Genomic DNA, 23454 nt, shown 5'->3' with positions numbered 1-23454 from the left:
GATGAACCGATGGCGCGACGACCGCGGGTCCGCGCCCGCGGAGTTCGTGATGGTCGGAGCCCTGCTGACAGTCCTGACGCTGGCGGTGCTGCAGCTCGGCCTCGCGCTGCTCGTGCGGAACACGCTCATCGACGCTGCGGCCGAGGGAGCGCACATCGCGGCGCTCGCCGACAACACTCTGGATGACGGGCGGCAGCGCACCAGGGAACTGATCGGATCAGCGTTGGGCGAGGCGTACGCAGGGCGGGTTTCGGCGGCTTACGGCACCTATCGCGGGATGCCCGCCGTCACGGTGACCGTGCGCGCGACCCTGCCGGTGGCCGGCCTGCTCGGCCCGAACGGCGCCTTGGAGGTGAGTGGACATGCTCCGCTCGAGAGTCTCCCTTGAACGGCGTACGCGCCGGTTCGCTGCAGCCCTCGCTTCTGACCACGGGACGGCCGCACTCGAGTTCATCACCGCCGGCCTGATTCTTCTCGTCCCTTCCGTCTACCTGGTCGTGGCGCTCGCGAGCATCCAGGCCGCCCAGCTCGCAGCGGCGGGCGCCGCCCGTCAGGCTTCGCGCGTCTATGTGCAGGCGCAGAGCGAAACGGATGCGGCGGCGGAGGCATCCGCGGCCGTCGCGTTCGCGCTCGCCGACTTCGGCCTTACGACCGATGCCGCGACCGTGAACGTCGTCTGCTCGCCGAATCCGGATGCCTGTCTCACCCGACTCGGTACGGTCACCGTGACGGTACGGGTGCGGGCACCGCTCCCGCTCGTGCCGGACGCCCTCGACCTTCGCCGCGACGCGTCGGTGGCGGTGGAGGCGGCGAGCACCAACCGGGTCTCCAGGCTCTGGGGTGCGAGGTGAAGCGGCCGGGAGCCGCAGGGCAGCGCTGGACTCACGGCGCCGTTCGACGGCTGAGCGACGAGACGGGTTCGATCCTGCCGCTCGTCTTCTTCTACGCCTTCCTCTGCCTTGTGCTGGTGCTGCTCGTCTCCGCTATCACGTCGCTGTACCTCGCGCGGGAGCGCCTCTTCGCCGTCGCCGACGGGGCGGCCCTTGCCGGCGCCGAGGCCTACGACCTCGAAGAGGTGACGGTGGTCGACGGGCGCCCACGAGCCGTCCTCGAGAGCTCGGCCGTACGAGAAGCGGTCTCTGAATACCTGTCGACATCGGTCGCCGACGGGCTGGACGCGCTGACCGTGGAGCAGGCGCAGAGCGGGGACGGGCGAAGCGCGACCGTGCGGCTGTCGGCGGTGTGGCATCCGCCTCTCGTATCCGCTTTGGTTCCTGCCGGCCTGCGCATCGACGTCACCTCCACGGCGCGTAGCGTCTTCTGGTAGCAGGCGACGTGGCCCGGCGGGCGCTCAACTGGGATGCCGGCTGCGCCGGATGGCGTAAAGCACGCCAACGGCGCAGGTCGCCAGTAGAAGCGATACGCCGACGGTCACAAGCGTCGAGCCGATCACCGACGGCAGGTCGATTCCCCCGTGCGCATTGGTGTCGGGCGGTGTCGCGTTCTGGTCCGTGCCGGCAGGGGGAGAGCTCCCGGCACCCGTCGCTGCGAGTGAGCTGGCAGCCGGAGCTTTGCAGTTGTGCTCGCGATACGAGACGACCTTGTCGGGGTCGTTCACGGGCGCACCGCCGCCGTCGTAGCCGTGATCCGCCGCGTTGGGGCCGCAACCGCCGAAGTAGTCGCCGATCGTGGCATCGACGGTGCCACCGGAACCCGGGGCCACGACGATGGCGGTTCCCTTCACGCCGTCGAACCTTGTTCCCATGACCGTGACGCCGGCGTTGATCGAACCGGCATCGACCTGCAGGCCTGAGGCGAAGTGCGCGAAGTCCGAGTCCTCCACCGTGACCACCCAGGAGGGACCGGAGCCTGCTGACAGCTGGATCGCCGCCGAGGACCCGCTGCCGTTTCCGGAGGAATTGAGGCGCGCGATCTCGGCGCCCCTGCTACCTGTGACGAGAACGGCCGGGCCGCGCGCACCGATCACGAGCGTCCCGTTGATGACGGCGTCGGCGACCGAGTCCAGCGAAACCGCGGTTCCCACCTCGGTGAACGTGTTCCCGTCGAGCAGGGGAGCGCTCGTGTTGTCCATGGCGACGCCGAGCGCCAGGCCTTCGACCGTGTTGCTCAGCATCGTGAGGCCGTCCGCGCCGGTCGCATCGACGCCCGTCGACGCTCCGCCGGACGAATCCTGGCTGAGCAGCGCGTCGCCCTGAAGGTAGGCATCCGTCGCACCGTTCAGCACGATGCCGGTCGGGCACTGAAGCACGGTCGACCCGACGACTCGCACATGCTGCCCCGTGACGTTGATGCCTTGACTCGTGCGTGCGACTCCCGGGCACGTCGTCCCAACAGAGTCGACCGTCACGTTGTCAGCAGTCACCGAGATTGCGGCACCGCCTTGCGGCGCCTGAACGGTGGCCTGAGTCGAGGAGAGCGTTATCGACTTGTCCACTGTGACGGGCCCGCGGTAGACGCCAGGCTTGAGGAACACGGTGTCGCCCGCACGCGCGTCGGCGATCGCACGGTTGACATCCTCGTGACTCGTCACCGTTATGACTGTTGCGGGGCGGGCGGCCGCTGCGTCGTTCGGCACGGATGCCAGCACCGCACCCGCCTGCGCGCCGAACAGCACCATGGTCAGCACCGCTCCGGCGAACGTCGTCGTTCGCATCGGGAACCGACCTCCCGTCAGAGGACTCGCCTACAGCATGCGCTTGCTACCCCTAGGCGGCAAGCGGCGACAGCACCGGCCGACCAACCGCCGGAGCATGGTGATTCGCGGTAACAGAACGGTTGAAGGATCGGCTCGTACGACAGCCTTCTTCAGCGGTGGAAGGCGGGGTCAACGACCGACAGCGGTGCGCCGCGGCACGAACCTCGGGACGTAGCGCACGAGCATCCCAGCGCCGAGGATACCGAGCACACCCATCGACACGGATGCCGCACCCAACGAGAACAAGGCGGTCACGCCTGACACGAACAGCGGGGCTCCGGCCTGCCCGGCGTCGTTGGTGAATCGCCACGCGCCGAGGAACGGCGCGGGGTCGGATCTCGGCGCGAGGTCCGCACCCAGTGTCATCAGGATGCCGCTGCCCGTGCCGTTCGCGACCGCCATGAGGACAGCGACAACCGTGAACCAGGTCTGGTCCGAAACGAAGGCCAGTGCGATGTGCGTCAAGCTGAGCCCCAGCATCGAGGGAAGCGCGGACCACAGGCGCCCGAAGCGGTCCATGATCTGACCTGACGTGTAGAAGAGCGCGAAGTCGACCGCGCCCGCGATGCCGATGATGAGCGCGGTGTTGGTCGCGGGCATCCCGATCGCCACGGCGGCCAACGGGAGAATGACCGTGCGCGACGACCGCAGGGCGGAGATGAGTGCAGCGCACGTGCCCATGCGCAGCAGCACGGAACGGTTCGCGAAGATGGTGCGGAACAGCCCCTCCGTGCGTTCCTTCGCCTCGAGCCGGCCGGCGTCCGGAGCGTCGCTCGTCGCGGCCGTCGCAGCCTGGGCACGCTCTCGGCTCGGCTGCGCCGACGCCGCGACGATCTTCTCTGTCGGGTCCGGCACGACGATGAGCACGATGGTCGCCGCAAGGCACATGACGATGTGCACCCAGAAGACCGCGTGCGGGTCGCCGAACAGCGCGATGACGGCAGCGCTGATGAAGGGCCCGACGAACCAGCCGCCGCGGAAGACCCCGCCGAGCGTCGACAGGGCACGCGCGCGGTACCGAAGGGGAACGTATCCGGTCATGAACGCGTGCCTGGCCAGCGCGAACACGCTCGTCGCGAGGCCGATGAGGAAGACGCCGATCGTCAGCATGAGGTCGCCTGGGGCGTACAGGCAGACGACCAGGCCCACGATGCACAACAGGGCAGAGCCGATCATCGACCGACGTTCACCGAAGCGCGAGACGACCCATCCGCTCGGAATGTCGCCAACGAGCTCACCGACCATGATCATGCCGCCGATGAAACCGGCCAGGGCGAGCCCGGCGCCGAGGTTATGCGCGAGCACCGGGATGATCGGGATGACAGCGCCCTCGCCGATCGAGAACAGCGCCGTCGGCAGGAAGGCGGCGAGCGCGATGTCACGGATGCTGAAGGTCGCGTCGCTCGTGCTCATGTCACCTCCCAGCCTATGGTCGTGGCGCGCTGCAGCTTGGAGGGGAGGCCATTTCCGGCCTCCGCCGCGACGCCCGCGCCGACCGTCGTCTCGGCGGTCGGTTGGCGAGACGCAGTCGCTAAGCTTGGGCGGACATGATCGAACTGGACTTGAGCACGCAGATCGCCGAACTACGTGCGACCTTCGCGGACATCCGCGCCGTCATCGACGTGGACCGTCTGCGAGCCGACATCGAACGACTGAGCGAAGAAGCCGGCACCCCCGACCTCTGGGACGACCCGGAAAAGGCGCAGCAGGTGACGAGCGCACTGAGCCATCGGCAGTCAGACCTGTCGCGGCTGAACAGCATCCAGCAGCGGCTCGACGACCTCGAAGTGCTCGTCGAACTGGCGAACTCCGAGGGCGACGACGAGTCGGCCGACGAGGCGCGCAACGAGTTGCAGGAGCTGCAGAAGAGCATCGGGGAGCTCGAGGTGCAGACCCTTTTGGACGGCGAGTACGACGAGCGTCCGGCCGTCGTGACGATCCGCGCGGGAGCCGGGGGCGTGGACGCGGCGGACTTCGCGGAGATGCTGCTGCGCATGTACCTCAGGTGGGCCGAGCAGCATGGCTATCCGGTCAAGGTGATGGATACCAGCTACGCCGAGGAAGCGGGGATCAAGTCCGCCACAATCGAGGTGGATGCCCCATACGCATTCGGAACGCTCTCCGTCGAGGCCGGGACGCACCGCCTCGTGCGCATGAGCCCGTTCAACTCGGCGGGCAAGCGGCAGACCTCGTTCGCGGCGGTCGAGGTCATCCCGCTCATGGAAGAGACCGAGTCGATCGACATCCCGGAGAGCGACATCCGCGTGGACGTCTTCAGGTCGTCTGGGCCGGGCGGACAGTCGGTGAACACGACAGACTCCGCCGTGCGGATCACGCACTTGCCGACGGGCATCGTGGTGTCGATGCAGAACGAGAAGTCACAGATCCAGAACCGTGCGGCGGCCATGCGGGTGCTGCAGTCCCGGCTGTTGCTGCTGCAGCACGAAGCCGAGGCGGCCGCCAAGAAGGAACTGGCCGGAACCATCACTGCGAGCTGGGGCGACCAGATGCGCTCGTATGTTCTGGCTCCGTATCAGATGGTGAAAGACCTGCGCACAGACCACGAGGTGAACAATCCGCAGGCCGTTTTCGACGGCGACCTCGACGGTTTCATCGCTGCGGGCATCCGCTGGCGCAAGCAGCGTCCGGTCGACTGATCCAGCCCGGCCATCGATTCGCCGACCGGCTCGTTCCGCGGGCGAGTCGCTAGGTCGCATCCGCGGGCCGAGTGCTTAGGCTGAGCGGGTCATGATCCGATTCGACCACGTCACCAAGAGCTACAAGGGAACCCCCCGCCCGGCACTCGACGACATCACGACCGAGATCCTGCGCGGCGAGTTCGTCTTCGTGGTGGGCGCCTCCGGATCCGGAAAGTCCACCTTCCTCCGCCTGATCCTTCGCGAGGAGCGGGCGACGCGAGGCAAGTTGCATGTGCTGGGGCAGGACCTGAGCAGCATCTCGAACCGCAAGGTGCCGTACTTCCGACGGAACGTGGGCGTGGTCTTCCAGGACTTCCGGCTCCTCACCAACAAGACCGTCTTCGACAACGTCGCCTTCACCCTTCAGGTGATCGGCAAGTCGAAAGGTTTCATCCACGAGGCCGTTCCCGACGTGCTCGCCATGGTGGGCCTCGAGGGCAAGGGCCAGCGTTTCCCGCACGAGCTCTCCGGCGGTGAGCAGCAGCGCGTCGCGATCGCCCGCGCCGTGGTGAACAAGCCGCAGATCCTGCTCGCCGACGAGCCGACGGGAAACCTCGACCCAGCAACCAGCGCGGGAATCACGGCCGTTCTCGAGCGCATCAACGCCTCGGGTACGACCGTGCTGATGGCGACCCACGAGGCGGGGCTCGTCGACCGCATGCAGAAGCGCGTGATCGAAATCGTCTCCGGCCGTCTCGTGCGCGATGAACGGCACGGTGGTTACGGCGTCACCGCCGCGATCCCCGTCGTGGGCGAGCGTGAACAGGTGATCGCGGGATCCGCCCGTTACGAAGCCCTGACCAGTGCCGATACCGCCCAGCAGCCCGCCGCGGCGTCCGTCGCGCAGCCTGTGCAGGTCGCCAGGACGGGCAAGCCGACCAGGGCAGAGCGCAAAGCGGAGAAACGAGCACACAAGGATGTCTTGCGCGCGCCGTACTCCGCGCCGGCGCCTTCGCAGCCCGCCAGCCAGACAGCGATGCAGGCTGCTCCCGTTCAGTCGCCTGCTGTTCAACCTTCCGCCGTTCAGCAGCCGGCGGTTCAGCAGCCGGCACAGCCGTTCGCCGGTTCCGCCACCGGGTCCGGGCCAGCGCACCGGGGCGGGCCCGCCGACGTCCCCGTGTCCACGGGCCGCCTCCCGGTCGTTCCCGACGAGCCCCAGACTGCCGCCGGCCAACAGCAACCGCCTGTCGCGCAGCCACCGGCGACTGAGATTCCGTCCACGCCGCCTCCGCCCTCACAGCCGCTGCGCCCTCGCACGGACCGAGAGCCGGTGGCCGCGTCGGCACCGCGCGCGGCATCCCCTCGGTCCGATTCCGTTCTCGACGGGCATTTCGCGAACCCGCCGACGGCTCCGGTACGCAGAGCCGACTCGTCGGATGTCGCGGAGCTCACTCTGGCCGAGCGGCTGGGACTGCGCGCGCCCGGAAGACATGATCCCGAAGACGACTCCAATCAGGATGTGGGGCCGGTGTCATGAGATTCGCGCTCGTGCTTTCGGAGGCCGGAAGCGGCCTCAAACGCAACGTCTCGATGGTGATCTCCGTCGTACTGGTCACCTTCATCTCGCTCACTTTCGTGGGCACGGCCATCCTGATGCAGATGCAGATCGGCCAGATGAAGACGTACTGGTACGACCGCGCACAGGTCGCCGTGTACATGTGCACGGAGACCGACGTGAGCACCACCTGCCAGGGGCAGGATGCGACGCCAGAGCAGATCGCAGCGGTCAAGGCCAAGCTCTCCTCGTCGGCGCTCTCGCCGTTCATCGAGAAGTTCTACTTCGAAGACCACAAGCAGGCGTATGCGGACTTCAAGAAGCAGTTCAAGGGCAACCCGGTAGCCGACTACGTGACGCCGGAACTGTTGAACCAGACGTTCTGGATCAAGTTGAAGAACCAGAGCCAGTCCGACGTGATCGCGCAGAGCCTGAGCGGGGTGGCGGGTGTGCAGGGGGTGACCGACCAGCGAAGTTATCTGGATCAGATCTTCCGCATCCTGAATGCCGCAAGCCTCACCGCGATAGCCATAGCGGTCGTGATGCTCGTCGCGGCGGCACTGCTCATCGCGACGACCATCAGACTGTCCGCCTTCTCGCGAAGACGTGAGCTGGGCATCATGCGGCTGGTCGGAGCATCCAATGGCTTCATCCAGACACCGTTCGTACTGGAGGGCGTGCTGGCAGCACTGATCGGCTCGCTGCTGTCGGTCGGGGCCGTGTTCGCAATAGTGCAGTTCTTCGTGCGCGGGTACCTGTCGCAGAAGATGCAGCTGACGTCGTTCGTGGGTCTCGACAGCGCCTGGATAGTGGCGCCGATCCTCGTCATCGTCGGCATCGGGCTCGCGGCACTGGCATCCAGCGTGGCGATCCGCCGATACCTCCGCGTCTGAGCCGGCGACGCCGTAAGGCACTGCCGGCGCGGTAAGCTGGTGGGCTGCTGCGCTCTCCGGGGCGCGGCATCCATGCCCGAATAACGCCGGGCATCCGTGTCTGCGAGGAGGGGAACCATGCCCAGGGAACGTGGTCAGAAGGTGGTGGCGACGAATCGCCGCGCCCGCCACGACTACCTGATCGAGGACACGTACGAGGCCGGGCTCGTGCTCACGGGCACCGAGGTGAAGTCGCTGCGTGAGGGAAGGGCGTCGCTCGTCGATGGATACGCATTCATCGACGGGGGAGAGGCGTGGCTTGATGCCGTTTACATCCCCGAGTACCTCGACGGGACGTGGAACAACCATGCGCCCCGCCGCAAGCGCAAGCTGCTGCTGCACAAGCAGCAGATCGTGAAGATCGCGAACAAGGTCAAAGACGGCGGCTACACGATCATCCCGCTGCAGCTGTACTTCGCAGACGGTCGGGTGAAGGTCGAGATCGGTGTCGCGAAGGGCAAGCGCGAGTACGACAAGCGGCAGGCGCTACGTGAGCGTCAGGACAGGCGCGAGGCAGAGCGCGCTATCGCGGGCAGGAACCACCTGGGCGAGTAGGGGCTAGACCCCGGTCGTGCCGAATGCCTCGGCGGCCAGAGACTCGACCAGTACCTCTTGGGTCTCGCCGAGCCACCAGTAGACGATGCGGTCGTCGGTGTCGTCGCTGCGCCCGTCGTCTCCGTCTGTCTCGATGCCGAGCCGATCCGCGACCATGAGCCGCAGGTCCGTGAGATTGCGCAGGAAGGCCAGAGCGAGCTCGGGCGGCATCGTGACCACCCGCGTGGTGTTGCGTTTGCGACGCATGCCGGATGTCTGCTCCTCAGCGTTCGCGAAGGCATCCATCACGCTCCTCGCGGCTTCGCTCTTGGCGGTGACCAGGTCCACATCGGTGAGCGCATGGAACTCGGCCGCAGCCTCTGCGTCGTCGTGATACGCGTCTGGGAAGAGCCGATGCGAACCCGCCACTCCGTCGGCGAGCGAGGTCAGGCGATCCGCGAGCGCGCCGAGCAGGTCGGCCTCGAGACGGGAGAGCGCGATGAACTCGGCGTCCGAGATGGTGACGGCGATGCTTCCCTCGCCGACACGGCGCATCTCGCTCATTTCTCGGCCTTGTCGACCGTTGCCGAGAGGCCGTACCCGTGCATGGCGTGGGCGTGCACCTCCATGGCCTCCCTGGTGCCGGTCGCAACGACGGCGCGGCCATCGTGGTGCACCTGCAGCATGAGCCTCGTCGCCTTCTCACGGCTGAAGCCGAAGTAGGTGCGGAACACGTAGACGACGTACGACATCAGGTTGACCGGATCGTTCCAGACCACGGTGCGCCACGGCGTGTCGAGGGTGTGCCTCGGCGTGAGGTCGACCGCGTCTTCTGTACGTTCCGCGGTGGAGGGCGCGGAGGTTGAGGATGCCACCCGTCCAGATTCCCACATTCCGGAATGACACGCGCGCCGCCCATGTTGTAGTCTGTGAAGCCGCCACTTCGGCGGATGTTCCTTCCACAACACAACAGCGCGCAACAGTGGCCCGCCTCATGGGGATGATCGGTTTCGACATCGTCTGCGAGATTACGAGAAGCGGGTCGAGGACGCAGGGTTAACTCGTTAACGATCCCTGCAAACAATAAGTGCCAATTCCAACAGCACTGTCTCCGCTAAGGCCCAGGTCGCTCTCGCGGCCTAGTCCTACTTAGCGACTTAAGAGACCGTCAGTCCGGGAATGCTCTCTACCCGGATCCTGGCGTCAGCTAGAGAGATTGCTTCTACGTATCGTCATGGGGCGTAGAGGGACTCAAACCGTGACTGGGTTCGTCGGATCAGCTGCCAATGGGAAGTTCCGGGACCGAGTAAAGCGCCGTCATTGGCTACGCCCGTAGAAGGCGTATGACCACAGCGATGGACGGGGGTTCAATTCCCCCCATCTCCACCATCTGGGCTGCTGTTGCGCGCTGTTGAGAACCGCGGAATAACGCGGAAGTCGGGGCCTCGTCTGGAAACAGACGGGGCCCCGACTTCGTTCTGCGTCTAGAGGCCGGAGATCAGTCTGCTCACCCCGCACATCCGCCGTTCGGGCAGTGAGAACTATTTTCGCGTCGCCGCGTCATGATTCCGCGGCACGTGGATGTAGTAGGTATGGCTCATTTGTCATCCACTCAGTATTCGAACCTCCGGCGGCGTGCGCTCGTGTCGGCCCTCGATGTCGCGGCGCAGTTCGCGAGCACTGGGCGCCCGAGCAGCGCACAAGACCTCGACAGGTGGGCGCGGGCAATCACTCTGTGTCTCTTGGACGACGCGGAGAGCATCGACCGATTCGCCCCGCTGATGCGGCATCAGCCGCACGCTCACGTGCGCCCGCGTAGGGCGTCCTGCGTTCGTGCGCAGGCAGGGCAGAAGGCCCTCTGACGGGCGCTGTCGCGGCCGTTGTCGTGCGGGAGGACCCGTCGGAGTGCCTCGCCTGGCGCGATCAAGCGCCCGAGTGTACCGACCATTCTGCGAGTCGGAGGGCCCCTTCAACCGGGGCCGAATCGAGCATCGTGAGCTCCAGCGGTCGATCCAGCTGGGCCAATCGCACGCTCACCTCCTGGCGCAGGAGCGGCTGATTCGCGATCACACCGCCAGCCGCCACGACACGCTCGCCGAGGCCGCCGCGGCGAACGACGGCGGCAACACCGTCCGCGAGGCGCTGAGCGGCGAAGGCGATCGTCTCGTAAGCCAAGCCTGATCCTCGATGCGCGGCGTCGAACATCCGATGAGCCGCCGATCCCCAGACGATGGGGTCGGCATCGATCGTGGCTGCGGCGGCAAGCTCCGCGGCATCCCTCGCGCGGAAGTGTTCGAGGAGCTCCACGACGAGCGGTTCGTCGAGGGACACCCTGTTCGAATCGAGCGCACTGAGAGCCCTGCCGATGCCGTCGCGAATGAGCGCAGGTGCGCTGCCCCAGTCTCCGAACAACCAGCCGTGACCGTCTGCGGTCACCCGCCGTCCCGCCGCGTCGCGCGCGCTCACGATCGAACCGGTGCCGACGATCATCGCGATAGCTGGCACGGAGCCGGCTGCCGGGCCGAGCAGGTCGGCGTCGTTCTCCACACGGACGGGCACGCCGAGTCCCTCGGACAGTGCCACGCGCGCCGACTCGATCTCGGCATCCGTGTCGCAGTCTCGCAGGCCGATCACGACAGTCGTCTCCTGGCTGAGACGGCTGAACGAACGAAGCCACGCAGCGAGGCGGGGGAGATTGGCGTCGTCGGAGAACAGGTGGCCGGTTCTCCATTCGGACGATGGCCTCACGACATCGCGGCGGTCGCCGCGCACGTTCACCGCGGCGAGATGCGTCTTCGTTCCTCCGACGTCGACTCCGACGAGCCGGTCGGCTTCCAGGGCGTGGTTCATGCGAGGTAGGTCGCTGTACGTGCCTGCTCGATAGCGAGATCGCCGATGCCCGTGATCGCGGCGTCGAAGCCGAGCCTGCTCGGCACGATCGCCGGAACCGAGGGGATGCGTCCGACCAGCCTCCGAGCGATCTGCTCGGCCGACAAGGTGCTGTACTGAGCGAAGGCGCCTGCGAGCACGATCACGCTGGGGGCGAGCACGACAGTGATGGCGGCGCAGACGAGGGCGATGTTGTCGAAGAACTCGTCGCGTGCGCGGCTGGCGTCCTTGTCGCCCTCCTCGACGAGCCGCATCATCGCCCGGAACGCGGGACCGATGCGACGGTCGACATGGCCGTCCCCACCCTGCATGTACGGCTGGATCTCTGCGGAGATCGCCCCTTCGACATCGCCGAGGTCGGTGAAGTACCTGGCGAAGGACGCCGAGGAGGTCAGGAGGTATCCCACCTCGCCCGCCGCGGATCCGAATCCGCGATGAATCCGGCCCTCGCTGATGATGCCCGCACCGATTCCGGTGCCGAGCACGAGCGCGACGGCGCTTTCGGTGCCGCGCGCAGCCCCGTGCAGCATCTCGCTGTACGCCGTCGCGTTGGCGTCGTTCTCTGCAAGCACGGGGAGTCCGGTGCGTTCGGCGATGATTCGAGCGACGGGCACGTTGAGCCATTCGAGCTCGATGGCGTTGACGACGACCCCGTCGTGTGTGATGCCGGGAAGGGTGATGCCCAGACCCGTCAATGGCGCGCTGAGTCCCGTCTCGTTCGACGTGATGCGGTCGACGAGGGACAGCACGCCGTCGAGGCGTACAGCTGATGCGTTTCCGCTCTCGAAGTCGAACGGCTCGTTCGTCTCGTACAAGACGTTTCCGCTGAGGTCGACGATTCGGCCGCGGGCGTTGTTCTCAGTGACATCGATCGCGGCAACGGAGCGGATGTCTGCCACGTACTTGAGCAGACTGGAGGGACGCCCGGGCGATGACCGGTCCATGCCGCCGTTCGCGATGGCTCCCTCTTCGAGAAGCGCTTGGCACAGCCGTTCGACTGTGGCCGAGCTGAGCCCGGTCCGGCGCCCGATGTCGCGCCGTGAGAGCGGGCCGCTCGTGCGCAGAAGGTCGAGGATGGCGGTGCGGTTGATCTCGGTCACGTCCCGTGTCGTCGCGGTACGGGTGCGCTGTCCCCTTCTCGGACCTGCCGAGCGCGGTGGGTCCTGAGTCGTCTGCGAAGGCTCCGCGCCATCGCGCTCGTCGCTGTTCAGCGGTGAAGTCACGACCGGTTCCCCTTCTTCAGGCCGTCACGAGTGGACCGATCGTGCGACGGCTGCTCCGAACTCGGAGCGGCGTAGCGCAGGGTGAGCACCTCGAACGGTGCCAGCCGGACGGTCCCGTCCGGCTCGGGCGGTGCACCGACCGGCGCGTCGATGGATTCTTCGAGCAAAGACACCGCACGTGCTGGACCGTATTCCGAAGCAACCGTCACCTTCGCGCAGGCGCGCCGTCCGCCCGGCTCGTAGAGGCGCACGATGAGGTCCCCCGAGCGGTCACCGGCGAGTTTGATCGCCGAGACGACGACACCGTCGCCGTCGACTGTGACGAGAGGTGCGACCGCAGACCCTGCGCGTTCGCGCAGCGGCGTGTTGACTTCGATCCCTGCCCTGGTCGCTTCCGCCACGTCCGACCCGACGACGATGGCGTACTCGTGCGTGTGAATGCCTTGATCGGCCATCGGGTCCGGGTAACGGGGCGACCTGAGCAGCGAAAGCCGCACGGTGGTGGTCACACCGACCTGGTCGTCTGCGTTGCGGAGCACGTCGTAGCCGTATGTCGAGTCCCCGGCAAGGCTGACTCCGAAGCCAGGCTCCTCGACGTGCACGAATCGATGCATCGAATGCTCGAACTGGGCGGTCTGCCAGCTGGTGTTGGTGTGGGTGACCCGTTTCACATATCCGAACTGGGTCTCGGCCGCGGTGTGCTCGGCGTGCAGTGCCAGAGGAAAGGCGACCTTGAGCATCCGCTCGTGTTCGTGCCAGTCGGTCGTCTGCGCGACACGGATGCGACGGGATGCCGGCGCGACGGTGATCACCTGGCGCACCCACGATTTCGAGAAGCTGCGCTCTACGGTCACGTGAACGCCTTCGTCGTCCGACCGCACGTCGATCGAGTCGGCGTCGATCAGGTTCTCCACCCGGTTGCGGTAGTGGGCGTCGAGATCCCATGCGTCGCGCGTGTTCGGGAAGTCTTGGTGCAGCTGCAGGATGCCTGCGGGCATCCCGGCGGGAATGGCATCCCTGCCGGTTTCCAGGTCGATGGCAGAGGTGATGAGCCCGTCGGCTGATATGGCGACGCGGAGAACGCCGTTGTCGATGATCACTCCCTCGCCCGAGTCATCCACGAGAGGGGGCTGTGCGTCGCCGTCATCGCGCGTCGCCACGGCGAAGGGCGGCACGCCGGCACGCGTGAACGGAGACCCGTTCACCACCAGCTTCGCGTGGGCCGGGTTCCTGTCATCTGCGTTCGTCTCAGCCGGCCCGGCCAGCGCGTCGAGCGATCGCGCGATGAGAGCCTCGGCTCGTTCCGCGAGTCGTTCGTACGAGGCGAGGGCTTCGCGGTGCACCCACGCGATCGAGGTGCCAGGCAAGATGTCGTGGAACTGATGCAGCAGCAGCGTCTTCCAGAGGTCGTCGAGCTCGTCGTACGGGTACTCCAGGCCGGCCCTCGCCCATGCGGTCGTCGCCCAGAGCTCCGCTTCGACGAGAAGCTGTTCGCCGCGCCTGTTGCCCTGTTTCGTGCGGTGCTGGCTCGTCAGGGTTCCCCTGTGGGCTTCGAGAACGAGTTCACCGACCCACACGGGGGCGTCCGGCAGCTCGCTGCGCGCCCGATCGAAGAAGTCGTCGGGCCGCTCCCACACGACGCGAGGACTGCCCTCGAGAGATGCGAGGCGCCGAGCGCGGCCGACCATCTCTCGCGTGGTACCTCCTCCGCCGTCGCCCCATCCGACGGCGGCGATCGATCCGGATGCCCGACCGGCTTCGGCGAATCGACGACGGGCGCCGGCCAGTTCGCCCACTGTGAGCCGAGCGTTGTACGTGTCGATCGGAGGAAAGTGGCTGAGAACCCGCGAGCCGTCGATGCCCTCCCACTGGAAGGTGTGGTGCGGGAAGGTGTTCACCTGATTCCACGACAGCTTCTGGCTGAGGAACCATTCGAAGCCAGCGCGCCGGAGAAGTTGGGGGAGGGCGCCCGAGTAGCCGAAGCTGTCGGGGAGCCAGACGCCCTTGCAGGTGACGCCGAACTCTTTGCGGAAGAACGCCTGACCATAAAGGAACTGGCGCACGAGCGACTCCCCGGACGGCATGACGGCGTCGCTCTCGACCCACATTCCGCCGAGGGGGATGAAGCGGCCGCCGTGCACCGCCTCGACCACCCGCTCGTAGACCTCCGGGCGGTGGTCTCGTAGCCATTCGTACTGCTGGGCGCTCGACATTCCGTAGATGAACTCCGGCTCGTCCGCGAGCAGCTGGGTCATCGACGAGGTGGTTCTCGCCACCTTGCGCACGGTCTCGCGCACCGGCCAGAGCCATGCCGAGTCGATGTGTGCGTGACCTATGGCCGAGATCCTGTGCTCGCTCGGCGAGGCCGGGCTCTCCAGGGCAGGCCGGAGCAGGGTGCGGGCATCCGGAGCCGTCTCGGCTACGCGGTGCAGGTCGATGGCATCCATTGCGCGGTCGATGGTCTGCAGCAGGGATGCCCGCCGCGGCCCGTCCTCGAGTTCGGCCTGCAGCTCGAGGAGCACCTCGATATCGAGAGCGAGTTCGTAGCACTCCTCGTCGAACGCTGTCAGTTCTGCGCGTCGAACGGCGTAGAGAGGTTCATCCGACGCCGTCAACCGGTCGCCCTGCCACGTGGGGAAGAGCGGGAGGTGATCCAGCAGGTTGGGGTTCGCTGCCGCCTCGATGAAGAACTCGATCGACTCGCCTCCCCTTGCCTGGTCCAGGATCGGGACCCATTGGTTGCGCGGGTTGACGGCCTTGATGGGCGCGCCAGACGGGCTGTACGCGAGCCCCTCGCACTGGAACCCGGGCAGCGTGCTGTCGAAGCCGAGGTCCAGGACGGCCTCGACGCGCAACCCGTTCCACTCTTCGGGAACCGTGCCCTCCGCCCGGAACCATACGGTCGACCATGCCGATCCCCACGGCGTACCGAGGCGGTAAGGCTGGTACTCGCGCCTGAGTGCCTCTTCGGGAGCGATCGGCTCGCCTTCGAGGGTGGTGGAGCGCAGTTCGAGTGGCACCATGTGCGCTGCGACCGCGGGGCGAATGCGTTCCTCGAGCACGCGCTGTGCTCTCTCGATGATCAGTACATCGGTCGGCTTCATGCCGTCGACACCTTCCGCGTTGAGGGTTTGGCATCAGATCGAGGCGAGCCGCCATCCCTGAGGAATCAAGCACCCAATGGTCGATGATGGTCGTTCCCATTGCCAGTTACCCATCATAGTGATATGAATGGCTAAACCAACCCCGCAGGTCGTTTCCGGCTCGTCCTTCGCGGACACGTTCTGCCCCCCACTGAAGGAATCAACGATGACCCTCAAGAACTCGCAGGCGGGGACGTCGCGGCTACGCCGCGTGCTGGCGTCCGTCGCTGTCGTGTCTGCCGCGGCTCTGGTGCTCGCCGGATGCTCGGCTTCCGGTTCCAGCCCAACGAGCAGCACCAAGAAGCTCACGCTGTGGCTCTCCTCGAGCGCCGCGCAACAGGCGGGCTACGACAAGATCGTGGCGGCGTACAAGAAGAAGACCGGCGTCGCGGTCAAGATCGTCAACATCCCGTACAGCGGCTATGCCACGAAGCTGCACGATGCGGCGCAGGCGAACGCGCTTCCCGACATCGCCAGCGTGCCCTCGCTGGATCCGATCTGGACGAACAAGCTCATCGATCTCTCCTCGATCGTGAAGACGCAGTCCAATCACATCAATCAGAACTTCGTCGCGAAGACCTCGAGTGGTCAGGTTCTCGCAATCCCCTCCGACGTGACGGCGTCTGGGCTCTTCATCAACAAGAGCCTGTTCGACAAAGCCGGTGTCTCCTACCCGACCTCTCCGGACAAGACGTGGACGTGGACGGACTTCATCAAGGCTGCCGACAAGGTGCGCGAGGCGACCGGAGCGAAGTACGACCTGACGTTCGACCCGTCGCCCTCGCGTCTCCGCGCGATGGTGTACGAGATGGGCGGCAAGTACGTACACGCCGACTCCAGCGGCACCTTCTCGACCGATGCCAAGACGCAGAAGGCCGTGCAGTACTTCGTCGGCCTGAACAATGACACCGTCATCCCCAAGTCCGTATGGACGAGTGGTGCCGACCCGTCCGCCCTGTTCCAGAGCGGCCAGGTGGTCGCCTACTGGTCGGGTGTGTGGCAGGTTGCGGCGTTCGCCGAGAGCATCACGAAGTTCGATTGGGCCAGCGTTCCGACGCCTGCACAACCGGTTCAGGCCAGTGACGTGAACTCGGGCGGCCTCGTCGTCGGGTTCAAGAACAACTCGAGTGAAGCGACAGCGGCTAAGGCATTCCTCACGTGGATGTACCAGCCGGCGCAGTACAAGCAGCTGACGGAGATCAACGGTTACCTCCCAGTGGAGAGCGGCCTCAACCCGAAGTACCCGTTCACCTCGAGCGCCGCGCAGGATGCCTTCAAGCTGTACAACAACGAGCTCCCGCTCTACGCACCCATCTCCGGCTACTTCAACCAGGCCCAGACGCAGTGGGTGCTCGGCGGCAAGTCGCTCACGACCGATCCGAGCGTCACGGAGATCGGCAAGGCCATCAACGGCCAGGAGACCGTCGACGCGGCTCTGAAGAACATCGTCGCGGGATACAACCAGCAGGTCGGCAAGTAGCCGACGAGCGTCAACGGATAACACGATGACAGTCACCGGAGCGCCGGCGACCACGACGGCTTCGGGGCGGAGGGATTCCGCTCCCGCCCCGAAGCCCCGTCGTGGACGATCGAAGGTCAATCGCTACACGGCCGCGCCTCTCATTCTCATTGCCGCCAATGTGGTGCTCTTCGCCCTGTTCTTCGTGTGGCCGGCCATCATCGGGCTCGGCTACTCGTTCACGAACTACACCGGAGTGGGCGATCCGCAGTTCGTCGGTGTCAGCAACTACGCGCAGCTGATCGGCGACCCGAGCTTCTACGCTGCGCTGCTGCGCACCGTCGAGTTCACCGTCGTCGTGGTGCCGCTCAGTTACGTGGTGTCGCTCTTCATCGCCAACCTGATGGTGAGCGACTACGCAAAGGGCAAGCTCGTCGCGCGCGTCATCTTCTTCCTGCCTTGGCTCGTCTCTCCGATCATCACGGGTGTGATCTGGCGGTGGCTGTTCGGCGAGAACTTCGGTCTGATCAACTTCGTGATCGAATCGCTCGGCGGCAAGGCGGTGCCGTGGCAGTCGAACGCGAACCTCTCATTGCTCGTCGTCGTGTTCGCCGCGACATGGGCGGGCATGGCGTTCTCGATGCTGCTGTTCATCGCGGCGATCAAGAACGTGCCGACGTCGTACTACGAGGCAGCGTCTCTCGACGGGGCCGGCCCCGTACGACTGTTCTTCTCGATCACCTTGCCCAACATCGCGCCGACCTCGTTCATCGTGATCCTGCTCACCACGATCGGAACCATGAAGGAGTACGCCCTCTTCGTGTCGCTGAACAACGGCGGACCGGGCACCGACAACAACCTGCTCGTTCAGTACATCTATCAGACGGGTTTCCAACGAGGGCAGATCGGCTATGCGAGCGCCGCGAGCTTCGTGCTGATGATCATCCTCATGGCGGTCGCGGTCATCCAGCTTCTCGTGAACAGGAAGGCATCCTCACGATGACGACATCGACAGAGATCGCCGGAAAGGCTTCGGCTCCCACGCGCAAGGCCGGCACCTCTCGCCAGCGCAAGAGGATGGCGCCTGGAGAATTCGGCAGGCACCTCTCGAGCACCACGCTGTTGTGGGTCTTCGCGATCGGATTCGCCTTTCCGCTGTTGTGGTTCATTCTCAGTTCGTTCAAACCCTCGGGAGATCTGTTCTCCTATCCGCTGACGTTGTTTCCGAAGCAATGGACGCTGAGCGGTTTCGGGACGGCCTGGCAGAGCTTCGACTTCGCGCAGTACTTTCTCAACACGATCGTGGTTGCGTGCGTGACCACGGTTCTCACGGTCGCTGCCAGCTGCGCCACCGGATACGCCCTGGCCAAGTACTCGAACCGTTGGCTGAAGGTGTTCTTCGTGTGCATCCTGGCGACGACCATGCTTCCAACCGAGGTCATGCTCGCGCCGTCGTTCCTGGTCATCCGCGATCTTGGGCTCTACAACTCGCTCGCGGGCATCATCGTGCCGTCGATCTTGACGGCCACGGGCGTGCTGATGTTCAGGGGCTTCTTCCTCACCGTCCCGGACGACATCGTCGAGGCCGCCCGCATCGATGGAGCCCGTGAGCTCTCCATCTTCTTCAGGATCATGGTGCCGCTCTCGCGCCCCATCATGCTGACTTTGGCGATCTTCTCGTTCCAATGGAGGTGGAACGACTACATCTGGCCCCTGCTCGTGCTCAACGATCCGAGCAAGTTCACCCTGCAGATCGGAATCGAGAGCATCGTCGGCGCACAGAACATCAACTGGTCGGTGCTTCTCGGCGCATCCGTGATCTCCATGATCCCGCTGGTCCTCATCTACCTCGTGTTCCAGAAGTACGTCATGAACGTCAACATCAACGCGGGACTCAAGGACTGATGCGAGTCATCGCGTTCGAGGAGGCCATGCGCTCGCAGCCGGCCGCCTTGGCGCACCTGGAGAGCCGACTGCGCGGAGAACTGCGCGAGTTTCCCGCAGGTGTTGCGCGGTGGCGAAAGGGCGACACGGTTGCGTTGCTCGGGATGGGCGCGGCCCATCACTCCACGCATGCTCTGGCGCAGGTTCTGCGTCAGACCGGCTTCCGGGTGCTGAACACGCCGGCATCGGAGATCGAAGGGGCGGAACCGGCCGCGCTCGGCGACCACGTGGTCGTCGTGACGGAGTCGGGGCGTAGCCCGGAACCGATCGAGGCGGCACGGCGCTTCCCGGTCGGCCACCGACTGGTGATCACCAATGAGCCGAATGCGCCGGTGAGACAGGTGGCTGACGCGGTGGTGGGGCTTGGCGGCTTCGCGGACTCGCGTGCATATACAGTCGGATTCACCGCGATGCTGCTGGCTTACGACAGATTGGCCGCCGCTCTCGCGCTGAACGCCGATGAGCGCGGCGGTGTCACCGAAGCCGTCGTCACGGCCCTCGACGAGTTCGCGAGCCCGGCGGCGGGGCTGGCGACCTCGATCGCCCATGCCTCGGCGATCGATGTCGTGGGTTCGGGTGCATCGTTCGCTGCCGCCGCCGAGATCGCGCTTCTCGCCCGAGAGTGTTTGAGGATCCCTTCGGCCGCGTTCGAGACCAAGCAGTATCTGCACGGCCCAATGGAATCGGTCGGGCCCGGTACGACCGTGATCGTCATCGGGGACGGTCGCGAGCGCGAAATCCCGGAGTCGCTCCAATCGAGCGGAGCCGGATTCGTGGTGATCGGCAGTCGGTCCGCCGGCCGGGAACCGCATTTCGATGTAGGCGACACCCACGGTTTCGCCCGGGTCGCCGCCGAAGTGGTCGCCGGGCAACACCTCGTGGCAGCAGCGATCGGCCTTCTTCCGTTCACGATCGAGGAGTTCGTGCACGGCCAGCCGGACACCAAGCTGTGAATCATCCAGCCGCATCGGCACTCCGCACTCTTGAAAGGGCCCCAGGTGGTCGACCAGCAATTCCATGACGCCGTCGTGCATGCAGCACTCGAACGCGTTCGGGAGCTCGTCGCCGACTCACGCTCGACGGAGGCGAAGGACGTCTCGCACCGACAGCTGATGTGTGACGCCAAGGTACTGCTGTCCGCTGTGGCAGCGGGCGAGTTGGGAGCGCAGGAGCGCGCTCGTGCCCTCGAATCCGCGGCGGCGCGCATCGACATCCTTCGCTCGCTGCAGGCCGACTCCGGCCTGTTCACGGGAGGCGACAACCTGCAGTCTCCGCCGGACAGCGCCTTCACCATCAACGACGCATGCGACACGTACGAGTTCCTCGGCGCATACCAGGACGACGAATCGATAGCCGGTCTTCGCTCGCGCCTCGCCGCCATCATCCGAGATTCAAGCGATGCACTTCGACGTGGGGGAGTGCACACGCCGAACCACCGCTGGGAGATCAGTGCCGCTCTCGCCCGGATTCATCGTTCCTTCCCGGATTCTCGTCTGCTGCAGCGCGTCGACGAGTGGCTGGCAGAGGGCGTGGATGTCGACCGGGACGGCTTGTATTCGGAGCGGAGCCCGAACTATGCCGTCTTCGTCTCCAATCCATCCCTGACGGTGTTGGCGCAGGTCCTGGGCCGGCCCGACCTGCGGGCGGTCGTGATCCGCAACCTCGAGGCGACCCTCTCGCTTCTTCGACCCGACGACACCGTCGAAACCGTCCAGTCGCGTCGGCAGGATCAGGCCGCGCACTTTTCCCTCAAGCCGTACCTTGCCGCGTTCCGGGCGGCAGCGGTCGAAACCGGCCGTGCCGACTTCGCACTCGCCGCACGTCTGGCTGCCTCGGCCGGTGTGCGCGACCCCGAGCTCCTCGCGGAGACCCTGCTCCACCCGGCATTGCTCGAGCCGCTGCCGCAATCGTCTGACGCCTCGCTGGCCGGCTCATACTTCTTCGCAGACGTCTCGCTCGCAGGCCGACGATCGCCCTCCTGCGAGTCGGTGCTCTACGGGGGCTCGGACTACTCGGCCGCGCGCCGCATCCGCTCAGGGCTCGCCAACAATCCGACGTTCTGTCGCTTCTTCGCAGGGGACGCCGTTCTCGACTCCATCCGGCTGTCACGCGAGTTCTTCGACCTTGGGCCGTTCAGGGCGTCCGCCATGCGTCGTGTCGCTGAGAACAGGTACGAGCTCGAGGAGGTCGTCGAGGCCGCCTACTACCAGCCGCTTCCGTCCGGTTCGCGGAGGGCAGACGGCCGGTACGACCTCGCGGACGACGGACGGTTCAGCGCGTCGATGTCGTTCCCGCTTCGTCCGCACGACGTGCTGACCATGTCGACGAAAGTCAGAGCAACACTGCTTTCTGACGGAATCGATCTCGAGTTCCAGATCGACGCGCCCGCCACGGCCTGGGCCCTCGAATTCGGCTTCCGCGATGGCGGCACGGTGGAGGACGGCGTTCGTGACGACGACGGGTCGTGGGTGCTCCCGGACGGTCGAGGCACCTACCGCACGGGCGATTCCGGCATCGCCATCGAGGTCGAGGGAGCGCCGACATCTCGGCATCCGCTGACCTACCAGCCCGGGCAGGACTACGGCTTTCTCGGCGCCACGGATGCTGTCGGCGGCGTGCGCCTCAGGGTGGGCGGTACCACGCCTGCCGCCTTCGCCGTGCGCATCCGCTCCGATCGCGAGGACGCCAGATGACCGAAACAACGGCCGAGGATGCTCGCACGAGCGCGGATCGCGCCGGCCGGCCGCCCCGCGTGGCGATCGTGGGCGTGCACGGCTACGGTGCAGCACACGTTCTGAAGGCTCAGGAGCTGCAGCGTCAGGGGAAAGCCGAACTCGTCGCATTGGTTGACCCGGTCGACGGTCCGATCGTGCGAGACGGCCGTGTGGTGGAAGGCGATCTGCCGCCCATCGTTCCGAGCATCGACGCGATCTTCGACGACACGATCGCGGATATCGTCGTGATCGCGACCCCCCTGCACACCCACGCAGAGCTTGCGTCCCGCGCGCTGCGAGCGGGAGCCGACGTGCTGCTGGAGAAACCACCTGTGGTCGACCTGGCGTCGCTCAGCGAACTCACGGAGGTGCAGGAAGCCACGGGAGGGCTGGTGCAGGTCGGGTTCCAGAGCCTCGGGTCCCTCGCCCTGGTGGAGCTTCGAAACCTCATCTCGAACGGTGGACTCGGCCGCATCCAGGCAATCGGTGCTGCGGGGTCGTGGACGAGGGATCTGCGCTACTGGAAACGCGCCCGATGGGCCGGTCGTCGCGAGATGGACGGTATACGGGTGTCGGACGGTGCGGTCTCGAACCCGTTCGCGCACGCCGTCATGACGGCCCTGCGGATCGCAGGCTGGAACGATGCAGCAGACATCCGCAACATCGAGACGGACCTCTACCGAATCAACGAGATCGAGGTCGACGACACGTCCGCCCTGCGGATACACCCGAGCGAAGCGGCCAAGCGCACGTTCGACGGCGTACTCATGTGTGCTTTCACCCTTGCCGGACCGGAGGAGGCCGATCCCTTCATCGAGGTTCGGGGTTCGGAGGGTGTGGCCGTGCTTCACTACACGGAAGACGTTCTGACCGCGCCGGGAACGGGCACGCGCCGATTCGGTCGGCTGGATCTCATGGAGAACCTCATAGACGCGCGCGTGGGTCGCGCGAGCCTTCTTTCACCGCTGGCGAACACCGGCGCATTCGTGTCCGTCATCGAGCAGGTGGCGGCCACTCCCGTCTACCGCATCGACGATTCGCACGCGGAATGGCAGGGGACGGGAGAGTCGGCGCATCCGGTCGTGGCACAGGTGGAACGAGCCATCGATCGTGCTCTTGCCACGCAGAGCCTGTTCCGCGAGCTCGACGAGGCACCCTGGGCGCGGTGAGCCTCATCGGTGGCGCACGACGGCAACAGTCGGCAAGCATGCCACGTGAACGCGATGATCGCCAGGCCCTTATGACGTTGCACCAGCACCGATTGAATGGGGTCGATGGTCAGCGTGGGCACCCGACGGCGCCCGGGCAGCCATGAAGGGAGGGGCGATGAAGCAGCTGCTCGTCGCGTCGACACGGATCTGTGCCGAAGACGCGGTCGCCGATGCCGTGCTCGAGTACGAGCTGGTGCTCGCCCAGCACCACCGAGCGGAGCGGGTCGTTGTGCCCGTCTTCGTCAATGAGGGCGACTCGTATTGCGATCTCATCCTCGGTCGCGGCGCCGTTACGGGGTCGCTCGCTCTCCCGAACACCTCGGGTCGCCGGATTCCCGGTTCAGCCGGTGCCGCCATGGAGCTGCGCGAACGCATCAAAGCACTGCGCGAAGAATGGGTCACATCGTTCGCGGACGAGTGGTACGAGGGAGCGCCTCCCGAACTCGGCTAGGCGGCGTTTACGCCCAGCCGATCCGGCGGCAGACAGATTCCGCC

Annotated in this window: 21 protein-coding genes and 1 other RNA gene; 15 read left to right on the top strand and 7 right to left on the bottom strand. The window is 66.0% G+C overall.

Features of this window, described 5'->3' with window-relative positions:
* The first annotated feature begins 1 nt into the window (after position 1).
* From ACO2Q7_RS03935 to ACO2Q7_RS03925, 3 genes are read left to right on the top strand one after another with little or no spacing between them, the layout of a single operon-like run.
* Positions 2 to 388, top strand: coding sequence for a TadE/TadG family type IV pilus assembly protein (locus tag ACO2Q7_RS03935; RefSeq protein ID WP_423354322.1), 387 nt, complete (start codon positions 2 to 4; stop codon positions 386 to 388).
* Positions 363 to 851 (top strand): hypothetical protein, encoded by a 489-nt coding sequence (locus tag ACO2Q7_RS03930; protein ID WP_423354321.1) that lies wholly within the window; start codon positions 363 to 365, stop codon positions 849 to 851. Before ACO2Q7_RS03935 ends, ACO2Q7_RS03930 begins: the two co-directional genes overlap by 26 nt.
* Positions 848 to 1327, top strand: a complete 480-nt coding sequence (locus ACO2Q7_RS03925) for a pilus assembly protein TadG-related protein (RefSeq protein ID WP_423354320.1) — start codon at positions 848 to 850, stop codon at positions 1325 to 1327. The genes ACO2Q7_RS03930 and ACO2Q7_RS03925 overlap by 4 nt, the downstream gene beginning before the upstream one ends.
* Positions 1328 to 1351: 24 nt before the next feature.
* Here the strand turns inward: ACO2Q7_RS03925 and ACO2Q7_RS03920 are convergent, their stop codons facing one another.
* Entirely contained in the window at positions 1352 to 2674 is a 1323-nt protein-coding gene (locus tag ACO2Q7_RS03920) for a right-handed parallel beta-helix repeat-containing protein (protein ID WP_423354319.1), read from the bottom strand.
* Positions 2675 to 2845: 171 nt separating this feature from the next.
* Positions 2846 to 4129 carry an MFS transporter gene (locus ACO2Q7_RS03915; RefSeq protein ID WP_423354318.1) on the bottom strand — a complete coding sequence of 428 codons (1284 nt, stop codon included), beginning with the start codon at positions 4127 to 4129 and terminating at the stop codon, positions 2846 to 2848.
* A 134-nt stretch (positions 4130 to 4263) separates the two neighbouring features.
* Here ACO2Q7_RS03915 and prfB point away from each other — a divergent pair, with 134 nt between their 5' ends.
* The 4 genes from prfB to smpB all read left to right on the top strand — a co-directional run bounded on the left by prfB (position 4264) and on the right by smpB (position 8397).
* Positions 4264 to 5373: a peptide chain release factor 2 gene (gene prfB / locus ACO2Q7_RS03910; protein ID WP_423354317.1), complete on the top strand. Its 1110-nt coding sequence runs from the start codon at positions 4264 to 4266 to the stop codon at positions 5371 to 5373.
* Between the two features lie 91 nt (positions 5374 to 5464).
* A complete protein-coding gene (gene ftsE / locus ACO2Q7_RS03905; RefSeq protein WP_423354316.1) occupies positions 5465 to 6892 on the top strand; it encodes a cell division ATP-binding protein FtsE in 1428 nt (475 codons plus the stop codon).
* Entirely contained in the window at positions 6889 to 7803 is a 915-nt protein-coding gene (ftsX, locus tag ACO2Q7_RS03900; RefSeq protein ID WP_423354315.1) for a permease-like cell division protein FtsX, read from the top strand. The genes ftsE and ftsX overlap by 4 nt, the downstream gene beginning before the upstream one ends.
* A 117-nt stretch (positions 7804 to 7920) precedes the next feature.
* Positions 7921 to 8397: an SsrA-binding protein SmpB gene (smpB, locus tag ACO2Q7_RS03895; protein ID WP_423354314.1), complete on the top strand. Its 477-nt coding sequence runs from the start codon at positions 7921 to 7923 to the stop codon at positions 8395 to 8397.
* A gap of 3 nt (positions 8398 to 8400) precedes the next feature.
* Here smpB and ACO2Q7_RS03890 read toward each other — a convergent pair whose 3' ends face one another.
* Entirely contained in the window at positions 8401 to 8940 is a 540-nt protein-coding gene (locus ACO2Q7_RS03890; RefSeq protein ID WP_423354313.1) for a DUF2017 family protein, read from the bottom strand.
* The gene (clpS, locus tag ACO2Q7_RS03885) at positions 8937 to 9269 is read right to left on the bottom strand and encodes an ATP-dependent Clp protease adapter ClpS (protein ID WP_423354312.1); all 333 of its coding nucleotides are present in this window, start codon (positions 9267 to 9269) and stop codon (positions 8937 to 8939) included. The genes ACO2Q7_RS03890 and clpS overlap by 4 nt, the downstream gene beginning before the upstream one ends.
* 103 nt (positions 9270 to 9372) lie before the next feature.
* Between clpS and ssrA the strand changes: the two genes are divergently transcribed.
* Positions 9373 to 9765, top strand: a transfer-messenger RNA (tmRNA) gene (gene ssrA / locus ACO2Q7_RS03880).
* A gap of 534 nt (positions 9766 to 10299) precedes the next feature.
* On the opposite strand, the gene ACO2Q7_RS03875 is transcribed toward ssrA, so the two are convergent.
* Genes ACO2Q7_RS03875 through ACO2Q7_RS03865 form a run of 3 tightly spaced genes read right to left on the bottom strand, consistent with a single transcriptional unit; the run spans position 10300 to position 15592 of the window.
* Positions 10300 to 11226: a BadF/BadG/BcrA/BcrD ATPase family protein gene (locus tag ACO2Q7_RS03875; RefSeq protein ID WP_423354311.1), complete on the bottom strand. Its 927-nt coding sequence runs from the start codon at positions 11224 to 11226 to the stop codon at positions 10300 to 10302.
* Positions 11223 to 12488 (bottom strand): ROK family protein, encoded by a 1266-nt coding sequence (locus ACO2Q7_RS03870; RefSeq protein WP_423354310.1) that lies wholly within the window; start codon positions 12486 to 12488, stop codon positions 11223 to 11225. Before ACO2Q7_RS03870 ends, ACO2Q7_RS03875 begins: the two co-directional genes overlap by 4 nt.
* Positions 12485 to 15592, bottom strand: coding sequence for an alpha-mannosidase (locus ACO2Q7_RS03865; protein ID WP_423354309.1), 3108 nt, complete (start codon positions 15590 to 15592; stop codon positions 12485 to 12487). The genes ACO2Q7_RS03870 and ACO2Q7_RS03865 overlap by 4 nt, the downstream gene beginning before the upstream one ends.
* Before the next feature lie 205 nt (positions 15593 to 15797).
* Between ACO2Q7_RS03865 and ACO2Q7_RS03860 the strand changes: the two genes are divergently transcribed.
* The 7 genes from ACO2Q7_RS03860 (at position 15798) to ACO2Q7_RS03830 (ending at position 23410) form a co-directional block, all read left to right on the top strand.
* Positions 15798 to 17111, top strand: coding sequence for an extracellular solute-binding protein (locus tag ACO2Q7_RS03860; RefSeq protein ID WP_423354308.1), 1314 nt, complete (start codon positions 15798 to 15800; stop codon positions 17109 to 17111).
* Positions 17112 to 17136: 25 nt separating this feature from the next.
* Positions 17137 to 18093, top strand: coding sequence for a carbohydrate ABC transporter permease (locus ACO2Q7_RS03855; RefSeq protein WP_423354307.1), 957 nt, complete (start codon positions 17137 to 17139; stop codon positions 18091 to 18093).
* On the top strand, positions 18090 to 18995 hold the full coding sequence (locus ACO2Q7_RS03850; protein WP_423354306.1) for a carbohydrate ABC transporter permease: 906 nt from the start codon (positions 18090 to 18092) through the stop codon (positions 18993 to 18995). Before ACO2Q7_RS03855 ends, ACO2Q7_RS03850 begins: the two co-directional genes overlap by 4 nt.
* The gene (locus ACO2Q7_RS03845; RefSeq protein ID WP_423354305.1) at positions 18995 to 19987 is read left to right on the top strand and encodes an SIS domain-containing protein; all 993 of its coding nucleotides are present in this window, start codon (positions 18995 to 18997) and stop codon (positions 19985 to 19987) included. The genes ACO2Q7_RS03850 and ACO2Q7_RS03845 overlap by 1 nt, the downstream gene beginning before the upstream one ends.
* Positions 19988 to 20032: 45 nt before the next feature.
* Complete coding sequence (locus tag ACO2Q7_RS03840) at positions 20033 to 21727, top strand: hypothetical protein (RefSeq protein ID WP_423354304.1); 1695 nt, start codon at positions 20033 to 20035, stop codon at positions 21725 to 21727.
* Positions 21724 to 22917, top strand: a complete 1194-nt coding sequence (locus ACO2Q7_RS03835; RefSeq protein WP_423354303.1) for a Gfo/Idh/MocA family protein — start codon at positions 21724 to 21726, stop codon at positions 22915 to 22917. Before ACO2Q7_RS03840 ends, ACO2Q7_RS03835 begins: the two co-directional genes overlap by 4 nt.
* Positions 22918 to 23074: 157 nt before the next feature.
* Positions 23075 to 23410 carry a hypothetical protein gene (locus ACO2Q7_RS03830; protein WP_423354302.1) on the top strand — a complete coding sequence of 112 codons (336 nt, stop codon included), beginning with the start codon at positions 23075 to 23077 and terminating at the stop codon, positions 23408 to 23410.
* Positions 23411 to 23454: the final 44 nt, after the last annotated feature.

It is taken from the genome of Rathayibacter sp. KR2-224 (assembly GCF_049446075.1).
Lineage (GTDB): Bacteria > Actinomycetota > Actinomycetes > Actinomycetales > Microbacteriaceae > Humibacter.
The sequence above is the reverse complement of the archived record's forward strand: the minus strand, read 5'-3'. Positions and strand labels throughout refer to the sequence as shown.